Source organism: Chryseobacterium sp. CG10_8, assembly GCF_058117085.1.
Genome location: NZ_JBYVEB010000066.1, coordinates 1 through 19,566, shown reverse-complemented (window position 1 = coordinate 19,566; position 19,566 = coordinate 1). Strand labels below are relative to the sequence as shown.

17 protein-coding genes are annotated in these 19,566 nt (G+C 36.3%); 14 read left to right on the top strand and 3 right to left on the bottom strand.

The features are described 5' to 3' along the window. The first annotated feature begins 67 nt into the window (after positions 1–67). On the top strand, positions 68–412 hold the full coding sequence (gene arsC / locus AC4AGG_RS11130; protein ID WP_489772075.1) for an arsenate reductase (glutaredoxin): 345 nt from the start codon (positions 68–70) through the stop codon (positions 410–412). Here arsC and AC4AGG_RS11125 read toward each other — a convergent pair. The 3 genes from AC4AGG_RS11125 to AC4AGG_RS11115 all read right to left on the bottom strand — a co-directional run bounded on the left by AC4AGG_RS11125 (position 401) and on the right by AC4AGG_RS11115 (position 2,489). Further along, positions 401–1,300, bottom strand: coding sequence for a TIGR01777 family oxidoreductase (locus tag AC4AGG_RS11125; protein ID WP_489772074.1), 900 nt, complete (start codon positions 1,298–1,300; stop codon positions 401–403). The two genes, arsC and AC4AGG_RS11125, sit on opposite strands and share 12 nt — an antisense overlap. A 122-nt stretch (positions 1,301–1,422) precedes the next feature. Further along, a complete protein-coding gene (locus tag AC4AGG_RS11120; RefSeq protein ID WP_489772073.1) occupies positions 1,423–1,731 on the bottom strand; it encodes a DUF493 family protein in 309 nt (102 codons plus the stop codon). Between the two features lie 71 nt (positions 1,732–1,802). Beyond that, positions 1,803–2,489, bottom strand: a complete 687-nt coding sequence (locus tag AC4AGG_RS11115) for a DUF4197 family protein (RefSeq protein WP_489772072.1) — start codon at positions 2,487–2,489, stop codon at positions 1,803–1,805. Positions 2,490–2,684: 195 nt separating this feature from the next. Here AC4AGG_RS11115 and AC4AGG_RS11110 point away from each other — a divergent pair, with 195 nt between their 5' ends. From AC4AGG_RS11110 to AC4AGG_RS11050, 13 genes are all read left to right on the top strand, one after another. After that, positions 2,685–5,528, top strand: a complete 2,844-nt coding sequence (locus AC4AGG_RS11110; RefSeq protein WP_489772071.1) for a SusC/RagA family TonB-linked outer membrane protein — start codon at positions 2,685–2,687, stop codon at positions 5,526–5,528. A gap of 28 nt (positions 5,529–5,556) precedes the next feature. After that, positions 5,557–7,029, top strand: a complete 1,473-nt coding sequence (locus AC4AGG_RS11105) for a RagB/SusD family nutrient uptake outer membrane protein (RefSeq protein WP_489772070.1) — start codon at positions 5,557–5,559, stop codon at positions 7,027–7,029. A 19-nt stretch (positions 7,030–7,048) separates the two neighbouring features. Next, a complete protein-coding gene (locus tag AC4AGG_RS11100; protein WP_489772069.1) occupies positions 7,049–7,891 on the top strand; it encodes a LamG domain-containing protein in 843 nt (280 codons plus the stop codon). Positions 7,892–7,961: 70 nt separating this feature from the next. After that, the gene (locus AC4AGG_RS11095) at positions 7,962–9,350 is read left to right on the top strand and encodes a glucoamylase family protein (RefSeq protein ID WP_489772068.1); all 1,389 of its coding nucleotides are present in this window, start codon (positions 7,962–7,964) and stop codon (positions 9,348–9,350) included. Beyond that, a complete protein-coding gene (locus AC4AGG_RS11090; RefSeq protein WP_489772067.1) occupies positions 9,350–10,735 on the top strand; it encodes a glucoamylase family protein in 1,386 nt (461 codons plus the stop codon). The genes AC4AGG_RS11095 and AC4AGG_RS11090 overlap by 1 nt, the downstream gene beginning before the upstream one ends. A 14-nt stretch (positions 10,736–10,749) precedes the next feature. Further along, positions 10,750–11,466 (top strand): carboxylesterase family protein, encoded by a 717-nt coding sequence (locus AC4AGG_RS11085; protein WP_489772066.1) that lies wholly within the window; start codon positions 10,750–10,752, stop codon positions 11,464–11,466. A gap of 17 nt (positions 11,467–11,483) precedes the next feature. Continuing rightward, positions 11,484–13,811 (top strand): beta-glucosidase BglX, encoded by a 2,328-nt coding sequence (bglX, locus tag AC4AGG_RS11080; RefSeq protein ID WP_489772065.1) that lies wholly within the window; start codon positions 11,484–11,486, stop codon positions 13,809–13,811. Between the two features lie 120 nt (positions 13,812–13,931). Then, positions 13,932–15,359 (top strand): adenylosuccinate lyase, encoded by a 1,428-nt coding sequence (purB, locus tag AC4AGG_RS11075; protein ID WP_489772064.1) that lies wholly within the window; start codon positions 13,932–13,934, stop codon positions 15,357–15,359. 3 nt (positions 15,360–15,362) lie between these two features. Then, positions 15,363–15,857: a DinB family protein gene (locus AC4AGG_RS11070; RefSeq protein WP_489772063.1), complete on the top strand. Its 495-nt coding sequence runs from the start codon at positions 15,363–15,365 to the stop codon at positions 15,855–15,857. Between the two features lie 113 nt (positions 15,858–15,970). Beyond that, a complete protein-coding gene (locus AC4AGG_RS11065) occupies positions 15,971–16,519 on the top strand; it encodes an L-threonylcarbamoyladenylate synthase (RefSeq protein ID WP_489772062.1) in 549 nt (182 codons plus the stop codon). Between the two features lie 169 nt (positions 16,520–16,688). After that, positions 16,689–18,113 carry a CCA tRNA nucleotidyltransferase gene (locus AC4AGG_RS11060; protein ID WP_489772061.1) on the top strand — a complete coding sequence of 475 codons (1,425 nt, stop codon included), beginning with the start codon at positions 16,689–16,691 and terminating at the stop codon, positions 18,111–18,113. Positions 18,114–18,320: 207 nt separating this feature from the next. Continuing rightward, positions 18,321–18,818, top strand: a complete 498-nt coding sequence (gene tpx / locus AC4AGG_RS11055; protein ID WP_489772060.1) for a thiol peroxidase — start codon at positions 18,321–18,323, stop codon at positions 18,816–18,818. Between the two features lie 127 nt (positions 18,819–18,945). Continuing rightward, entirely contained in the window at positions 18,946–19,464 is a 519-nt protein-coding gene (locus AC4AGG_RS11050; protein WP_489772059.1) for a Crp/Fnr family transcriptional regulator, read from the top strand. The last annotated feature ends 102 nt before the right edge of the window (positions 19,465–19,566 follow it).

Sequence of the window (19,566 nt, the reverse complement as noted above, 5' to 3'; positions counted from 1 at the left end):
TTATATCAAAACCAATCTCTTACAAACAAATTATTGCTTAAATGCCTAATTCAATAAACTGATTATCATGATTGAAGTAATACACAATAACAGATGTTCCAAATCTCGTCAAGCACTTCAGTTCTTGGATGAGAAGGGAGTGGATTATCAAGTGAGGTATTATTTGGAGAATCCTTTGACAAAGTCAGAAATCGAAGATATCTTAAAGAAATTGGACTTGAAACCGATGGATATTATCCGAAAAGATGAAGCGCTTTGGAAAGAAGAATTTGTTGGTAAAGAATATTCCGACATACAATTAATCGATATTCTTGTCCAGAATCCCAAATTACTCCAAAGACCTATTATAATAAAGGACGATAAAGCAGTGATCGGAAGACCTACGGAAAATATCGAAAAACTACTTTCTTAGTAGATGGTCTAACGCCTCATCCAGTTTTGGAAATTGAAAATGAAATCCTTTGGATTTTATTTTTTCATTAGAAGCTCTTGTTCCCTCGAGAACCATCGAACTCATTTTGCCAAGTACGATTTTCAGCAAGAAAGACGGAACGTTAAGTGGAATGAATAGCTTTTTTCTCTTTTTCGCCAATCGTCTCATAAAGTCTTGATTGGTGGTAATTTCATCCGCTACGGCATTGTAGATTCCGTTTACCTCTTGTTTTTCCACTGCAAAAACAATGAGGCTTATCAAGTCATCCACATGAATCCAAGGAAACCATTGTTTTCCCGAACCAATTCCTGAAGCCAGATTGTAATCGGTAATCTTGGTGAGTTGTTCCAAACTTCCCCCTTCTTTTGATAGAACAGGCGAAATCCTGAGTATAACTATTTTTTCGGCAATATTTTGAAACCGAAATGCCGATTGTTCCCACTTTTCGCAAAGGTCAGAAAGAAAATCATGCTGAATGATTTTATCATTTTCAGTTAAAATTTGGTCAGAAGTGAACGTTCCATAATAATTGATTCCTGAAGCTGAAATGTAGGACTTGAGATGTACCCCCAATTGAGTAGCTTTATCTAACAGAAATTGAGCCGAATCTACGCGACTACTTGTGATAATCTTCTTGTTGGCTTCTGTCCACTTTTGAAAAATGGTAGCACCTGCCAAATGGATAATTGAATCCAAATTTTCAAAGGCCTTATCATCGATTTCTTTCTTATCAACATTCCAATAAAACTCGTTGGGGAGATTCGATTTTTTTCTAACAAGAATTCTAACATGATGACCCCTTTCCTCAAGTTGAGAAACTAAAGCTTTGCCAACCAATCCAGTTCCACCAGAAATTAAGATGTTCATTATTGTTAATTCGGAGTTCTTTGTTTATAGTTGAATGCTAAAGATACAGGCTGTAACCTTTCATCCATCACCCATCATCCATCATCCATCATCACCCATCACTTATCAACCATCAATCATCCCTACAGCATCATTACGCCCTCTACTTTTGCTACTTCCTTATAAAGTCTAATCACTTGGTCTGCATCCAAAACAAAAGTGTTAAGAGAAAGAGAAGTATATTTTCCGTTTTTGCTATCGCGGTTGTTCATGGTGTATTGAGTACCATCGAATACTCTTAAAATCTCTGTAATCTTTTCAGAATCACTGGGAATAATAAATTTGAATAGGTAATCTTCTGGAAAGTTATGGTTGCTTTCCAATTTTTCCTTCAATGAAGCATAAAAATCAACTTCTTTTTTAACACTATCGTCCTCGAATTCTTCTATCATGATTTAAATTTTTTTAAAGGTAAAAAAAAATCCCTGTTAACAGGGAAATTTTCTAATTAGGTAACATAATTTTATTTTCCACCCTTTAACGAATTAAGGATATTGCTTTGATTTTGTATTTCATAATCCTTAATGATGCTAAACATCCCATTCACTAATTGTTCCGAAGCAAGCTTGCTTAGGTCTGCTGAAGTTGTTCCAGAAGATGACTGACCTCCTAACAAGCTTCCGAGAAGGCTGTTTCCTTTAAGTGCTGTGTTAATGGTTTTTACGATTCCGTACTCGTTAAGTTTTTCATCGACTTTTGGAGTAATGGCTTGTACAAGTTGTACGGACGTTTTCTCTTTAAGAACCAAAGTCGCTGTTCCAGGTTCGCCTTGGATAATTCTTTGAGCATCAGCTGTTGTAAGTCCGTTCACTGCGTTTTTGAGAATCGGTTCCGAAATATTCACGGTATAAGCAGCAGCTTCAGCAATATATTCTTTTTCTTTGGTCACTAAGCTTGGAGAGATTTTAGCTAATACATTATTGATCTCTCTCAATTGTTGTGGTAAAGCATTGTCAATAAGGTCACTTTCTAGGAATGCTTTTTTATCGCCATAGGTTTTTGCTCCTTTTGAGATACCAGAGAGAAGTACTTGTTTTATGACTGTAAGTCCTATCGGTGAACTTGCAACAGTTGAACAAGAATTAAGTGTACTTAGAAAAATAGCAACACAAGTCATCAAAATGGTTAAAGAAATCAATAATTTTTTCATATAAAAGTTCATTTTAGCCCCTGTTTTTAATGCAAACAGAACGCCAAAGAAAGTAAAAAACAATGATTTAAGTTAGCATATTATAAAACATTAACGATTGTTTATAAAAATTAACAGAAAAGTGGTAGCTTTGAGATTGATCTTTTGTGTCCTACGGGATACAATGAAAATTAAATTCAAAATTTTAAGGACTATATGGAAAAAACTATTCTGAAAGTTTCTTGTCTAGTTGCCGCATTTTATTTTGGGATGGGCAATTTGCAAGCACAGGAAAAAGACACAGTTCCTCAGGAAAAAAAGATTGAGGAAGTAGTGGTAATTGGTTATGGTACCGCAAAAAAACGCGACTTAACCGGATCAATTGCGAAAGTGGCTGGTGCCGAGGTTAATGACAAGCCTGCATCTAACCCATTGAATTCATTGCAAGGAAAAGTAGCAGGTGTTTCAATCGTAAACTCTGGTCAGCCTGGTTCACAAGCAGATGTGAGAATTAGAGGTACAGCTTCTATCAATGGAGTAAATCCAGTTTACATGGTAGATGGTGTATTTGCTGATAACATTGACTTCTTGAATCCTGCCGATGTTGAGTCAATGGAAATTTTAAAAGATCCATCATCTTTAGCAATTTTTGGTAGTCGGGGTGCAAATGGGGTGATTATTGTTACGACAAAAAGAGGAAAGAAAGGTAGAACATCAGTAAACTTAACTTCTAGTATTGGGGTTAAATCTTTTGATAATCGTCCTGACATGGTGAATGGAGACCAGTTTAGAATGTTGTATAATGAAGACTTAGCAAACCAAGGGGTAGCAGCTTATGATTTTTCTTTATTTAATGCTAATACAAACTGGATTGATCAAATTGCTAAACAAGGAGGTATAATTAATCAAAATAATATAACGATTTCTAACGGGACAGAGAATAACAATGTAAGTTTTTCCTTTGGGTATCAAACTGAGGATGGATCTATTAAATATGAAAAGTACGATCGTATGACTTTTAAATTTAATGATGACCTCAAGTTAACCAAAAATCTTCGTGCTGGATTTGGTATTACAGGTTCCTATTCTCATCTACCCCAATTGAGAAGTTTTGGATCAGCTTTGAATGCTACTCCAGTTGTTAAGCCTAAAGTTACAGACCATATTTTTAGCAATGATGGAAGTGTTGATTATTATGGTTATTATTATTCGTTACCACAGCAGTTGGGAGCAGCTCAAATTGGAAATCCTTTGGCTGTAGTTGAAGGGATGAGAGATACCCAACTTAATAAGGAGTATCAGTTTAATCCTAACGCCTATTTAGAATTTGATTTTTGGAATCATTTTACTTTCCGTTCTAGTTACTTTGTTAATTTTAGAAACGCTAATGGTAGAAGTTATACACCTGTATTTGATGTGTATGTAGCTGAAACTAATACAGTCACTCCATATGCGGGAAATCAATTGACAGGAATTAGCACTTTCGAAAATAGAGATATTAAATTCACACAGAATCAGTTGTTAACTTATAAGAATGAGTTTGGCAAACATGATTTAACAGCAATGATCGGATTTGAGACTTCAAACAAAGAATATAGGAGTCTTAGTGCATCAGCTAAAGCAAGTTTGTCTAGTCCTTTTGGGCAGATTCCTAATGATTCGCAATACTGGTATTTGAATTCTGATTATGTTGATTCTTCAACAATCAGCGCAACTAATGGTGGGTTTAATGAAAAATTGGTATCTTATTTAGGGCGTGTTCTATACGATTATGATAATAAATATTATCTTAATGCATCTGTCAGAAACGATGGATCTAGTTGGTTGTCTCCAGGAAATAGGTTCAATTGGTTTTGGTCTATTGGTGGAGCATGGGAAATGACAAAAGAAAACTTTTTGAGAGATAATAAGGTAATCAATTATTTGAAGCTAAAAGGATCTTATGGTGACTTGGGGAATCAATATATTTCAAATAACAGATTTTTCGGATATCCAGTTTTAGAAGAAGGAGGAACAGGAATATTTGGAAATCCTGTACAGGTTTATCCTGCTTACGTTTCAGAGTTTGGTTTTGGTGAACAAGCTGTTACTTGGGAGCATATTAAGTCATATGAGTTTGGTTTTGAGTCTATGTTTTTGAATAGAAGATTATCTTTAGAAGCTGTTTACTACGATAAAAAATCAGAGGATCTCTTAAAGTTTGTTGATGGTAATCCAGATTTTTTTATGAATGATGGGTCTATTGGATCTAATGGTGTTGAAATTACAGCTGGATGGAAAGATAACATAAACGAAAATTTTTCTTATTATGTTAATGGAAATTTTACAACTACCAAAACTAAAGTTTTAGCAACTAGTGATATTCGCTATTATTCACCCTCAATTTTTAGAGAAGGTGATCCAGCTGGCGCATTCTACGGATATGTTGTAGAAGGACTTTATCAATCCTATGCTGATATTTTGTCTTCTGCACCTTCTACAATAGGAGATGTAGCACCAGGAGATTTCAAGTATAAAGATGTTAATGGTGACGGCAAAATTACTTCTGATGATAGAACTATTATTGGTGATCCGACACCTGATTTTACATATGGTTTTAGTTTAGGAGCTGACTATAAGGGAATTTACCTAAATGCAGATTTCTATGGAGTATATGGTAACGAGGTGTTTAGAGACTGGGGAAATGGGAACTCGTATGCGCCATTCAATTACAGAATAGAACGTCTTGATCGCTGGACTGGAGAAGGGACTTCTAATTGGGAACCACGAAGCTATTCAGCATCAGCATATAATAGAGAAAATTCTTCTTATATGATTGAAGATGGAAGTTTCTTTAGAATTAGAAACGTGCAATTAGGCTACAATTTTAATAGAGAAATGATTTCTCAGTATAAGCTGCAAGGTCTCAAACTTTATTTTAATGTACAGAATTTAAAAACATGGGATCATGTAAATGGTTTTACGCCTGAATCAGGTGGTACAGCAACTCGTTTTGGGGTTAATAGTAGTGGTTATCCTAACCCAAGAATTATTAGTTTTGGAATTAATGCTACTTTTTAAAAAAAAGCAAATTTTTAATTATAATAAAATGAAAAATAAGTTAATAAAAAATATTTTTTTAGTCGGCTTGGCAACCGTAACATCTTTTAGCATATTAAGCTGTGGAGACGAATGGTTGGATGAAAAACCTTTAGGTAGAGCCCCTGCTGATGCTGTTGGTTCCCAAGAAGCATTAGTTTTTGGACTTTATTCTAGTTTACGTACTCAGAGTGGAGTAAGTGATTTTTCTTACGTCTGGTCTCATTGTATTAGAGCCGATGATAATGAGAAGGGAAGTACAACTACCGATGCTGCTGCAGACGGAACTGTATTTAATAATTTTGGGTATATTGCAACTAATACACATATCACAAATGATTGGAATGGTCATTATAAAATTATTTATGATGCAAACAAGATTATTAATGTAGCAGAAGCCTCAGGAGATACTTCTCAAGCAACTTTGGTTAACATTGGAGAGGCAAAGGTGATTCGTGCTTTTTGCTATTTTGAGTTAAGAAGGGATTTTGGTCAAGTACCAATTAATCTTAAGACAATTTCTTCTCCTTCTGATGAAATTGCCGCAAAAAATACGATACCGGAGGTGGATGCTCAAATTGAAGCTGACTTGCTTGCTGCTGCTGCGGTTTTGCCTAATCAATGGGCAAGTGCTTATATTGGTCGTGCTACAAAAGGTCTTGCTAATACCTTGTTGGCAAAATTGTATTTGTACCAACAAGAATGGGCTAAGTCTTTGTCTGCTTCTCAAGCGGTTATCAATTCAGGAGTTTATACTTTGAATTCTTCCTATTCTGATGAATTTACAATGGATGGAAACAACTCTTCTGAGTCTATATTTGAGGTACAGAAAACTTATGATTATCCAACTAAATATTCTAACAATTTTTATGAATGTCAAGGTGTAAGAGGATCTGGTACGTGGGATCTTGGATGGGGATTTAATGTTCCTTCAACGGGATTAGTTGCAGCATATGAAACTGGAGATGCTCGTAAGCAGACGACGATTTTGACTTCCGGAGGACCTGACATTTACAATACACCAGGATATACTTTGCCTTCAGTTCCAACAGTTGCGCAACAATATTGGAATGGTAAAGCTTATACTTATCCTTCAGAAAGAACCTTTTATTCCCAAAATAAAAATCACTGGGAAAATATCAAGTATCTTCGATATGCAGATGTTTTATTAATGGCTGCGGAAGCTGCAAATGAGTTAGGGCAAACTTCAACTGCAGCGACCTATGTTAATATGATTAGAACACGGGCTGGATTGGCTAATACAACTGCTACTTCGACTTCGGCGATGAGGACTGCGATCAAGCATGAGCGAAGAATTGAATTTGCTATGGAATTTGAAAGGTTTTATGACTTAGTAAGATGGGGTGATGCTACAACAGTTTTATCAGGATATGGCTATCAAGATAGAAATAAAGTATTTCCAATTCCTCAGACAGCAATCGACAATGCTCAAGGTGTTTTGGTTCAAAATCCTAATTATTAAACTTTAATTTGATATTAAAATGAAAAAACAATTTTTAAAATTTATACTTCTTCCCGTCTTGGCATTATTTGCTTTTTCTTGTCAAGATTTGGAAAGACCAGAATTGGGAGATTATCCTAAAGATGCGAATCCTCCTGGTGGTCCACTGAAGTTTTACGTAGCATTTGACGGTACTTCAAGCAATGAGTTGATGAATGCTGTTGATAGTATTAGAGCTAAATTTCCTTCCAGTAATCCTTTAGCTACTATAGATGGACCTGGAAGTAAGGCTGTTCAGGGAGCTAATTACAAGTATGTAAAATATGCTAGTGCAAACGATTTCGCAAAAACAGCAGGTAGTTTTACAGTTTCTTTATGGGCAAAAAAAGGAGATTTAAAAACAGATCATATTTTTAGTATGCCTGCAGTGAGTAATTATCACTGGTCAGGTGCATCTATGTTTTTGTTAACTGAAGGTTCTGTTGCAACTCCAATTGTTAAATTCTTTGTGAAGGATTCAGCAGGTGAAAAGTGGTTTGAATGGACAGGTAGTAATGCGGTGACAGGTTTTTATGATGGAAGCTGGCATCATCTAGCTTTTGTTTATGACGGGACAACTTCAACGATGACTCTTTATAAAGATGGTACGGCACATGCTAATAAACCAATTTGGACAAATCATGGAAATGTTTCTCTAGAGTCTAGTAAGATTACAGGTCTTAAAATTGGAGCTGGTCCTAATGAATTTACAGCAACCGAAATTGCTAATGGAGGAAGCGATTGGTTGAAAAATTCTTGGAATGGTGGAATCGACCAGTTTAGAATGTATTCAACAGCATTAACTTCTACTGAAGTTCAAGCGTTGTATTCTGCTAAGAAATAATATTTATAACTAACCGAAGGTAAAGGCGTATTCAATGAATATGCTTTTACCTTCTTTTTATTTTAACACGATGAAAAAGTTTTGCTTAAGTTTAATTTGTTCGATGTTTCTATTGAATTCTTGTGGAAGTGATTCAACAGGAACAGATGAAACTCCAACACCAACCCCAACACCCCCAACGACAGAGAATAATTATACAGATGCACAGATTATTACGATGGCTCAAAGTGATGCCATCAAGTATTTCTGGGATTATGCAGAAACTAATTCTAAGTTAGCTCGTGAAAGATATCATACTGAGAATCCTGGTGCTGATGCTAATGTTGTATCAACTGGAGGTTCTGGATTTGGTCTAATGAGCATTTTAGTGGGGATTCACAATAGTTATGTTGATAGAACAGAGGCGGTGACAAGACTTACTACAGCGCTTAATTTTTTGGAAAATGCAGACCGTTTTCATGGTGCTTGGTCGCACTGGATCAATGGGACTAATGGGGACGTCTTGCCTTTTAGCACAATGGATAATGGTGGAGATTTGGTAGAAACGGCTTTCCTTGCTCAAGGACTTATTTGTGTTCGAGAATACTTCAAAAATTCGACTGTTGCATCAGAGATTGCTCTTTCTCAAAAGGCAGATGCTCTATGGCAAGGAATCGAATGGAACTGGTATACTCAAGGACAAAATGTTCTTTATTGGCATTGGTCACCTAACTATCAATTTCAAATGAACCATCAACTTCAAGGTTTTGACGAGACTCTAATTACTTATGTCTTGGCTGCAGCATCTCCTAATTATTCAATTAATAAGCCAGTTTATACTCAAGGATGGGCAAGAAATGGAGCTATTATAAATGGTGGTGTCCGTTATGGACTTCCAGTTGTTGTCGCTCATAATGGAGTGGGTGGAAACGTTGGTCCGATGTTTTGGTCCCATTATTCTTTCTTGGGATTGGATCCAAGAGGTCTTTCGGACGATTATGTTAATTATCAGCTGGTGACCACCAATCACGCAAAAATTATGTATCAATATTGCCTTGCCAATCCGAAAAATTGGACGGGTTATAGTTCTAAAAATTGGGGTCTAACAGCAAGTTATTCCCGTAACAATGATGGTACTGTAGGATATGCAGCGCATCAACCAACTAATGATTTAGGCATCATTTCGCCAACGGCAGCTATTTCCAATATGCCTTATACACCAACAGAAAGTATGAATTTTTTAAGATTTTTATATAACGAAAAAAAATCTAAGTATGTTGGAGTCGCTGGACCTTACGATGCTTTTTCAATACATTACAATTGGGTAACACCAAGATATTTAGCTATCGATCAAGGGCCAATTGCTCCTATGATCGAGAATCAAAAGACCCAATTTCTTTGGGGACTTTTTATGAATGCTACGGATGTTAGACAAGGATTAATCAAACTTGGATTTCATTCAACACAATACGGATTTTAATGAAAATGATAAAAAATATTGCCATAGGTATTGCTGTTTCTGGACTTATTCTTTCGTGTAAAAGTACAAGTACTGCTGTTGCCAGTAATTCTACAGATTTTAAATTAACAAAAGCGGATACCGAATTGGTAGATCGCGTACAAAGAGAGTCCTTTAAGTATTTTTGGGATTATGCCGAACCTAATTCATTATTAGGAAGAGAACGTTATCATCAAGATGACATTTATCCCGAAAATGATAAACACGTTGTTACGACAGGTGGATCAGGTTTTGGACTCGCAACGATTCTTGTTGGGGTAGAACGTGGTTATGTTTCTCGAAAAGAAGCGGTCAAACGTTTGACTCATATCATGGATTTTTTAGCAAAAGCGGATCGATACAAAGGTGCGTGGTCTCATTGGATTAATGGAGAGACAGGTAAGACTGTGCCTTTTGGTAAAAAAGACAATGGTGGAGATTTGGTAGAAAGTGCTTTCTTGACTTCTGGAATTATTATGGTGCGAGAGTACTTTAAAGATGGAAATGCGGAGGAAAAAGCCTTGGCAAAAAAATGTGATGATCTTTGGAAAGGAATCGAATGGAATTGGTACACCAAAGGAGGAGAAAAAGTACTCTATTGGCACTGGTCTCCAGAATATAATTGGGATATGAATTTTCCATTGGAAGGATACAACGAATGTTTGATTACTTACATTCTTGCAGCTTCTTCTCCGACACACCCTATTGATTCCGAAACCTACTATAAAGGCTGGACAAGAAATGGGACCTATTTAACGGATAAAACGAAATATGGTCTTCCGTTATATGTTAAGCACAATTACGCTGAGGAATATGGAGGTCCACTCTTTTGGGCACATTACTCTTATATAGGTCTTGATCCGACAGGTCTATCTGACCGATATATCAAGAATTTTTTTGATCTTAATCGAAATCAAGTTTTAATTGATTATAAATACTGTGTCGAAAATCCAAAAGGTTGGAAAGGCTACGGTCCTAATTATTGGGGACTAACTGCGAGCTATTCAAGGAATAAAGATGGTAAGACCGGTTATAATGCACATTTTCCTCAGAATGACCATGGGATTATTAGCCCGACTGCAGCGTTAAGCAGTTTTCCTTACACTCCGAAAGAATCGATGGATTTCTTGAGATTTATTTACACTCAAAAGCCTCAATTTATTGGTTCTGCTGGACCTTATGATGCAACGTCTATCAATTATGATAATTGGTTTACTCCAAGATATTTGGCTATTGACCAAGGAACTATTGCGCCAATGATTGAAAATTACAGAACGGGAATGTTGTGGAAGTTGTTCATGAATGCACCGGAAATTAAGGAAGGTCTTAAAAAATTGGAGTATCACTCAACGAAATATAAATTTTAATTAAATATAGAAAGATGTTGAAATATAAAGTCTATTCCACATTCTTATTTATACTTTTCTCATTCAGCGCTTTTGGGCAGGAGCTTCGCAAAGAGTTTCATGCGGTTGTTAAAGACAAAGTATCGCTTGATTATATTTTGGACTTGCCTAAGGATGCAAAGAAACCTTATCCTTTAATTTTGTTTTTACACGGGGCAGGAGAACGAGGAGATGATTTGGATAAGGTGAAAGCTCACAGTCCATTTACCTATAAGAATTTAATTAAAGAAGAAGTCGCGATTTTGGCTCCGCAATGTCCTAATGGTGTATATTGGGACACTCGTGCTGTGTACGAACTTTTGCAATATATCATCAAAACATATCCCATAGATCAATCGAGGATTTACTTAACTGGTCTTTCGATGGGGGGTTGGGGAAGTTGGAAGTTAGCCGATGAACATTCGGAATTATTTGCAGCCATTGCTCCAGTTTGTGGACCAATGCATAGACCAGCATTGTCTCGAGCTTGTGACGTACTGAAGGATAAACCTATATGGATTTTTCACGGAGCTTTGGATGATGTGGTTCCATTGGAAAACAGTACAACGATGTTCCAGAAGCTTAAATCCTGCAATAACCAGGTGAAATATACTATTTTTGAAGGTGATAATCACAATTCTTGGGATTCTACCTATTCGGATCCTCAATTTTATGAGTGGTTATTATCGCATAGAAATAAAACATTAAAATAATTTATTTATAAAACTATATGAAACGATTCGTTTTAACTTTAGCTATTGCCGCAGCACCATTCTTTTTTGCGCAAGAAGTGGTAACAAAGCCGGTACAATCATATCAGACAGCACAATATAATGCTAAGAAAAAGGCGTTTGTTGACGCTTTATTATCCAAAATGACTTTGGAGGAAAAGATTGGACAGCTCAATTTACCAACTTCAGGTGATTTCAGTACAGGAACTGCTCAAAGTTCTAATATTGGGAAAAAGGTGGAGCAAGGATTAGTTGGAGGACTATTCAATATTAAAGGAATTGAAAAGATTAATGCGGTACAGAAAGTGGCAGTGGAACAATCGAGACTCAAAATTCCTTTGCTTTTTGGGATGGATGTTATCCACGGTTATGAAACAAGCTTTCCAATTCCATTGGGTTTAGCATCATCTTGGGACATGAATCTTGTTCAGCAGACTGCGAGAATTGCTGCATCTGAAGCAACTTCTGATGGAATTTCTTGGACTTTTTCACCAATGGTTGATGTCTCTCGTGATCCACGTTGGGGAAGAGTTGCAGAAGGAGCAGGGGAAGATCCGTATTTAGGAAGTCAAATTGCAAAAGCAATGGTTTATGGATATCAAGGAAAAGATTTGGCTGCAAAAAACACGCTACTTGCTTGTGTGAAGCATTTTGCATTGTATGGTGCACCAGAAGGAGGCCGTGATTATAATACGGTTGACATGAGCCGAATCCGAATGTATAATGAATATTTTCCACCATACAAAGCTGCTGTTGACGCAGGTGTTGGTTCGGCGATGGCTTCATTCAACGAAGTGGAAGGAATTCCAGCTACAGGAAATAAATGGTTGATGACTGATGTACTTAGAAAACAGTGGGGATTCAAAGGTTTTGTAGTTTCTGATTACACGGGAATTATGGAAATGATGTATCATGGAATGGGGGATATGCAACAAGTTTCTGCTTTAGCTCTTAAAGCTGGTTTGGATATGGACATGGTTTCTGATGGTTTTTTGAATACACTTAAGAAATCTCTTGAAGAAGGAAAAGTTACTCAAGCAGAGATTGATTTGGCGACAAGAAGAATTTTGGAAGCTAAATATGATTTAGGACTATTCGAAGATCCATATCGATATGGAAGCAAAGAATTAGCATCAAAAGAAGTTTTCAGCGAAGCTAATAGAAAAGTAGCAAGACAGGTAGCTACTCAATCTATGGTATTGATGAAAAATGATAATCAAACGCTTCCTCTTAAAAAATCTGGAACAGTAGCACTTATCGGTCCTTTAGTTGAAAACAAAATTAACATGACTGGTACTTGGTCTGTTGCTGCAAAAGGTGATAAGGCGGTTGATTTAGCTTCTGCAATGAAGTCACTTTTGGGTGGTCAAGTTCAGGTTTTGACGGCAAGAGGAAGTAACTTGGAAGAAAATGAAAAGTTAGAAAAAATATACGAAGCTCACGGCAAAGTCACTTATCGTGATAGCAGATCCAAAGAAGCAATGTTGAAGGAAGCGGTTGAAGTTGCTAATAAGGCAGACAAAATCGTTTTAGCGATTGGAGAATCAGCAGAAATGAGTGGAGAGTCTTCTTCAAGAACCAACATTCAAATTCCACCAACTCAAGTAGATCTTCTTAATGAACTTAAGAAAACGGGAAAACCTATCGTTGTTGTGCTTTTCACAGGAAGACCTTTGGATTTAACTAATGTTAAAGATACGCCAGATGCAATTTTGAACGTATGGTTCCCAGGAAGTGAAGCAGGAAATGCGATTACTGATGTATTGTTTGGAGATGTTAACCCGTCTGGAAAACTACCAATGACATTCCCGAGAAATGTTGGTCAAATCCCTCTGTACTATAATGCTAAAAATACAGGAAGACCTCTTAATCCTGAAAAAGTTGAAAAATGTGAGTTTGATAGATTCTATTCTAATTATGTAGATGAGTGTAACACACCACTTTATCCGTTTGGATATGGTTTGAGTTATACTAAATTCACTTACTCAGATGTTACGGTGTCTAACACAAATCCAAAAGGAAATCAAACAGTTCAGGCAAGTGTTACACTAACCAATAGTGGGAATTATGACGGTGCAGAAGTTGTTCAGTTATACATCAGAGATTTGGTAGGTACTGTAACAAGACCTCTTAAAGAATTGAAAGGTTTCCAAAAAGTTTATCTTAAAAAAGGTGAAAGCAAGAAAGTGACTTTCAATGTTACTCCAGAAGAACTTAAATTCTATAATTCTGATCTTAAATACGATTGGGAACCAGGAGAATTCGAAATTATGGTGGGAAGTAATTCTCATGATGTGAGCAAAGTGAAAGTTAACTGGACGAAATAATTGATTTAAAATACAATTCAATTTTAATTCTTATTCATAAAGCCAAACTATCACAGTTTGGCTTTTTTTATGCGTCAAAAAAAACTATTTTTGTACACCGATAATTACTAAATTTCATCCATGAACTCCTACAAAAATCCCCTCGAAGAAAGGTACTCCAGTCAAGAAATGCTTTATAATTTTTCTCCTAACAACAAGTTTAAGAATTGGAGAAAGCTATGGATTGCACTGGCAGAAATCGAAAAAGATTTAGGTCTTGATATTTCTGATGAGCAAATCGCTCAACTTAAAGAAAATGTTGATCATATCGATTACGACAAAGCAGCTGAATACGAGAAAAAGTTTCGTCATGATGTAATGGCGCACGTTCATGCTTATGGAGATGTTGCTCCTTTGGCGAAGCCGATTATTCATTTGGGTGCTACTTCTGCATTCGTAGGAGATAATACTGATCTAATCCAGATTAGAGATGGGCTTTTGATCTTGAAGAAACAATTGGTGAATGTCATCAAGAATCTTTCGGACTTTGCAAGAAAGTACAAGGATTTGCCGACTTTAGGTTTTACCCATTTTCAGCCCGCTCAATTAACTACAGTTGGAAAAAGAGCGACACTTTGGTTGCAGTCCGTATTATTGGATTTTGAGGAATTAGAGTTTTTCTTAGATACCTTGAGATTTCGTGGAGTTAAAGGAACAACTGGAACAGCAGCAAGTTTCCTCGAACTATTTGACGGAGATTATGAAAAGGTGAAAACACTTGACCGTGAACTATCGAAGCGTTTCGGTTTCGAAAAAGTATTTGGAGTTTCTGGTCAGACTTATGACCGAAAAATAGATGCTAAAGTTCTTTCTTTGTTGTCTAATATTGCACAATCTGCGCATAAATTCACCAATGATTTAAGGCTTTTACAAAATTTAAAAGAAATCGAAGAACCATTTGAGAAAAACCAAATTGGATCTTCTGCGATGGCTTACAAAAGAAATCCAATGCGTTCCGAAAGGATTTCGGCTTTGGCAAAATATGTGATGTCTTTGCAAAATTCTTCTGCGATGGTGGCTGCAACACAATGGTTCGAAAGGACTTTGGACGATTCTGCCAACAAAAGATTAACGATTCCTCAAGCCTTTTTAGCTATTGATGCTATTTTGTTGATTTGGAACAATATTATGAACGGTATTGTAGTCTACGAAAACCGTATCCACAAGCATATTATGGACGAACTTCCTTTTATGGCTACCGAATATATCATTATGGAGGAAGTAAAAGCAGGTGGCGATCGTCAGGAAATTCACGAGATTATCAGAGTTCACTCCATGGAAGCTTCCAAAAAGGTAAAAATGGAAGGGAAGGAGAACGACTTGATTGAACGAATTATGAATGACGATTCCCTCAAAATGGATAAATCCAAAATTCAGGAGGTGTTAGACCCTAAGAATTTTATCGGATTTGCGCCAATTCAGACAGAGGAATTTATTCAGAATGAGATTAATCCAATCTTAGAGAAATACCAAGATTTAATTGGTCTTGAAGTAGATCTAAAGGTCTAATCAATGACTGAATTTCAAAAATACGTTCAGCGATATCTTGACCTGATTCCTTCTGGTAGTTGGGTGGAGCAAATGAGTTTGGTTGGTTTTGCAACCGCAGAAATCTATAAAGGTCTAACAGAAGAGCAAGGAAACTTTGCTTATGCAGAAGGAAAATGGACACTTAAGGAATTGCTTCAACATTTGATGGACGCCGAACGTATTTTTGTTTATAGGGCTTTGCGATTTTCGAGAAAAGACAAGACAGAACTTGCAGGATGGGATGAAGAGGAATACGCGAAGCACTATTTTTCCGAGGAAAGAACATTGCAAAGTTTGGTTGATGAATTCGAATTAGTTCGAAAATCTTCCGTTTTGTTTTTTGAAAATTTAAATCCGATTCAACTTTCGGAATTTGGAATTGCCAACGAAAATGAAATCTCCGCTGAAACGATCGGGAAATTAGTAGTTGGTCACAATATTCATCATTTAAATATTATTAAAGAAAGGTATTTGTAAATTAATTCGTAAAAATAGAGTTTGTCATTCCGAGGAACGAGGAATCTCAACTTAAAATTTGAAATGCTTTCACTCTACTTCTTTATGCTCAGATTGACTAATTGGAAAAAATAATGCAAAACATCATAGAAATATTAAAAAACGGCGGAACCATCCTCTATCCAACCGATACTATTTGGGGGATTGGGTGTGACGCAACCAATATCGAGGCAATCGAAAAGATTTTTGAAATCAAAAAACGCGAAAAAACAAAATCAATGATTTTGTTAGTTGATTCGGACCGAATGCTTCAACGTTATGTTGAGGTACCAGAGATGGCTTGGGAGATTATTGATTTGTCCGAGAAACCTACAACCATCGTGTATGAAAACCCTAAGGATTTACCCAAAGAGATATTGGCTGAGGACGGAAGCATCGGTATTAGAGTGGTCAAAGACGGTTTTTGCAGAAAGCTCATTACCAAATTGGGAAGACCTTTGGTTTCAACATCCGCTAATTTTAGTGGAGAAAAGTCACCGATGAAGTTTTCTGATATTTCGCAAGAGTTGATCGATGCAGTAGATTATGCTGTAGAAGAAAATAGGGATCAAGTCTCCAAATATACTGGTTCTTCGGTTATTAAAGTTTGGAGCAATGGCAGAATCAAAGTCATTCGAGAGTAATAGTTTTTAAGCTTAGACTTAAGTTTGAGAAATAATTGATTTCAATTTAAATAAACAAAAGTCCAAACGCTGAACTCTAAATTTCCAATTCTCAACTCTCAATTAAATTCTATCTTTGCAGAAACCCAAATCTGATGTCTTTTATCTAAAATCTGACATCTAAATATTTATGAAAATCAATCTACTTCAAAATAAAAATTACAAGCTTTTCAAGATTATATCTGAAGTGGCAGAAACCAACAACCAGTCCGTGTACATTGTTGGCGGCTATGTTCGTGATTTACTGATGAAGAGGTCGATGCCGACCGATATTGATTTTGTAACCGAATCTTCTGGGATTGAGTTGGCTCAAAATATTGCACATCATATTAATCCTAAAACTAAAGTTTCGATTTTCAAAACTTATGGTACAGCAATGTTTCGTTACAAAGATTTGGATTTGGAATTTGTCGGAGCAAGAAAAGAAAGTTACAGCGAGGACTCTCGAAAACCATCTGTAGAAATTGGTACTTTGGAAGATGACCAAAAGCGTCGTGATTTTACCATCAATGCTATGGCAATTTCGCTCAATAAAGATAATTTTGGCGAATTGATGGATCCTTTTGATGGGATCAAAGATTTGGAAAACAAAATTCTTCGTACCCCTTTAGAACCACATCAGACTTATTCTGATGACCCGCTTCGGATGATGAGAGCCATTCGTTTTGCATCTGTTTTAGGGTTCGAAATCGAAGAAAATTCGCTTCAAGCCATTAAAGAAGAAGCTCACCGAATTGAAATTGTCTCCATGGAGCGTATCATGGTGGAATTTAATAAAATTATGCTTTCCGCACGACCATCTGTTGGGCTTAATCTCATGGAGCAGACAGGATTACTTCAAAGAATTCTTCCAGAATTAACTGCATTGAAGGGTATTGACGAAATCGATGGTCAATTTCATAAGGACAATTTTTATCACACTATGCAAGTGGTAGATAATATTTCAGAAAATACAGATAAATTGTGGCTTCGTTGGAGTGCTTTGCTTCACGATATTGGAAAAGCACCAACCAAAAAGTTCGTCGAAGGAACAGGTTGGACTTTTCATGGACACGAATTTCTGGGTTCCAAAATGATTAAAGGGATCTTCCAAAGATTAAAATTACCTCTCGGAACTGATCAAAAGTTTGTCGAGAAAATGGTCAGAATGCACGCTCGACCTATTGCTCTGATTGATGATGGCGTTTCGGATTCTGCGTTAAGGAGGTTGCTTTTTGATGCAGGTGTAGATTTAGAAGACTTGTTCATTCTATGTAAATCTGATATTACCACGAAGAATCAGGCACGACAAGAACGCTTTAAGAAGAATTTCGAATACGTTGCTGAGAAAATTAAAGAAGTAGAGGAAAAAGACCAAGTTCGAAACTTTCAGCCTCCTATTTCTGGAGAAGAAATTATGACAATGTTTGGGATTTCACCAGGTCGTGAAATTGGTATTCTAAAAGAAAAAGTTAAGGAAGCGATTTTGGAGGGAGAGATTCCTAATGAGAAAAATGCAGCCAGGGATTTTGTGATTAGAGAAGGAGAGAATCTGGGTTTGACGCTGGTTAAATAATCTTTAGTTTTCGACGTTTATGTCTATTCTGAAAGCTTCGAAGAAGCAGCATTTGGGTAGATTCAGTAGTTGCATTATTGTAAAGAGCTCCGAAGGAGTGACATGTTGGTAAACATTAGTTTCGAGGCAGTTTACTTTTTTGACGACTTTTATTCGATTTTCCGTTTGTTATTCTTTATTTTTGATAAAATTTTAAAAGCTACAATTATGGCAACAATTACATTACAAGGAAATGAGATTCACACTTCAGGAAACCTTCCAGAAGTGGGAACAGTGATAAAAGATTTCACATTAGTAGGACAAGATTTGTCTGAAAAAACATTAGCAAACTTTGAAGGTAAAAGAAAAGTATTGAACATTTTTCCAAGCATTGATACAGGTGTTTGTGCGGCTTCTGCAAGACATTTCAACGTTGACGCAACCAATTTGGAAAATACGGTGGTGATTAACGTTTCCAAAGATTTACCTTTTGCATTAGGAAGATTTTGTGCAGCTGAAGGTTTGGATAAGGTAGAATCACTTTCTGATTTCAGAGGAAGTTTCGGTGAAGATTTTGGTTTAACAATCGTTGATGGTCCTTTGAAAGGTCTGCATTCGAGAGCGGTGATCGTTGTTGATGAAAACAACAAGGTTCTTTATGCAGAACAAGTTCCTGAAATCGCGCAAGAACCTAATTATGAAGCTGCTTTAGCAGTTTTAAAATAATTTTTTTTAAACTTTTAACCTCATAAGATTGGTTTCTGAGCGGAACCGAAGGAAACTTATGAGGTTTTTTATTTTCCAATGTCAGACTCTCTACAGTACATTTACCAACACCCACTTTTTTCCGAAAATGATTTGGAAAGAATTTTTTTCTGCGCATCAAAAAATAGAAGTCAAAAAGAATGATTTTTTATTGAAAGATGGTCAGGTTGCGGATTGTTATTATATTTTGGAAAAGGGTTTGTGTCGGGCTTTTGTCCTCGATTTTGACAATAACGAGATTACCACCGAATTTTTTGTAGAGAACGAAATCGTGATTGTTCCGTCCTCTTTGTTTCAGCAAATTCCGTCTCGTGAAAATTTGCAAGCGATTACCGATTCTACACTTTGGAGGATTTCAGATGGAAATTTTCAAAAATTATTTAGTGAGATTGAAGGCTTCAAAGAATGGGGTAGACTTTGGTTTACGCATCAGTTATTTAGTGTGAAACAACGCTCATTAGAAATGATTACGGAAACCGCGAAAGACCGTTATTTAAAATTAATGAAAGACCAACCACAGATTATTCAGATGGCGCCTTTAAAGCAAATTGCTTCCTATCTTGGGATTACCGACACTTCACTCAGCCGAATTCGTAGGGAGATTTAGATTTTTTTTTGAATTAAACGACCAAAACTTGTGACCTACATCACAGGTGCTTTTGTGTGGATTGATGGAAATTTGCAATAAGAAAATCAAACATAAATCAAA

Bases quoted from the DNA above. Each gene is read 5' to 3' on its own strand.
- arsC (WP_489772075.1), top strand. From the start codon at position 68: ATGATTGAAGTAATACACAATAACAGATGTTCCAAATCTCGTCAAGCA.
- AC4AGG_RS11125 (WP_489772074.1), bottom strand. From the start codon at position 1,300: ATGAACATCTTAATTTCTGGTGGAACTGGATTGGTTGGCAAAGCTTTA.
- AC4AGG_RS11120 (WP_489772073.1), bottom strand. From the start codon at position 1,731: ATGATAGAAGAATTCGAGGACGATAGTGTTAAAAAAGAAGTTGATTTT.
- AC4AGG_RS11115 (WP_489772072.1), bottom strand. From the start codon at position 2,489: ATGAAAAAATTATTGATTTCTTTAACCATTTTGATGACTTGTGTTGCT.
- AC4AGG_RS11110 (WP_489772071.1), top strand. From the start codon at position 2,685: ATGGAAAAAACTATTCTGAAAGTTTCTTGTCTAGTTGCCGCATTTTAT.
- AC4AGG_RS11105 (WP_489772070.1), top strand. From the start codon at position 5,557: ATGAAAAATAAGTTAATAAAAAATATTTTTTTAGTCGGCTTGGCAACC.
- AC4AGG_RS11100 (WP_489772069.1), top strand. From the start codon at position 7,049: ATGAAAAAACAATTTTTAAAATTTATACTTCTTCCCGTCTTGGCATTA.
- AC4AGG_RS11095 (WP_489772068.1), top strand. From the start codon at position 7,962: ATGAAAAAGTTTTGCTTAAGTTTAATTTGTTCGATGTTTCTATTGAAT.
- AC4AGG_RS11090 (WP_489772067.1), top strand. From the start codon at position 9,350: ATGAAAATGATAAAAAATATTGCCATAGGTATTGCTGTTTCTGGACTT.
- AC4AGG_RS11085 (WP_489772066.1), top strand. From the start codon at position 10,750: ATGTTGAAATATAAAGTCTATTCCACATTCTTATTTATACTTTTCTCA.
- bglX (WP_489772065.1), top strand. From the start codon at position 11,484: ATGAAACGATTCGTTTTAACTTTAGCTATTGCCGCAGCACCATTCTTT.
- purB (WP_489772064.1), top strand. From the start codon at position 13,932: ATGAACTCCTACAAAAATCCCCTCGAAGAAAGGTACTCCAGTCAAGAA.
- AC4AGG_RS11070 (WP_489772063.1), top strand. From the start codon at position 15,363: ATGACTGAATTTCAAAAATACGTTCAGCGATATCTTGACCTGATTCCT.
- AC4AGG_RS11065 (WP_489772062.1), top strand. From the start codon at position 15,971: ATGCAAAACATCATAGAAATATTAAAAAACGGCGGAACCATCCTCTAT.
- AC4AGG_RS11060 (WP_489772061.1), top strand. From the start codon at position 16,689: ATGAAAATCAATCTACTTCAAAATAAAAATTACAAGCTTTTCAAGATT.
- tpx (WP_489772060.1), top strand. From the start codon at position 18,321: ATGGCAACAATTACATTACAAGGAAATGAGATTCACACTTCAGGAAAC.
- AC4AGG_RS11050 (WP_489772059.1), top strand. From the start codon at position 18,946: ATGATTTGGAAAGAATTTTTTTCTGCGCATCAAAAAATAGAAGTCAAA.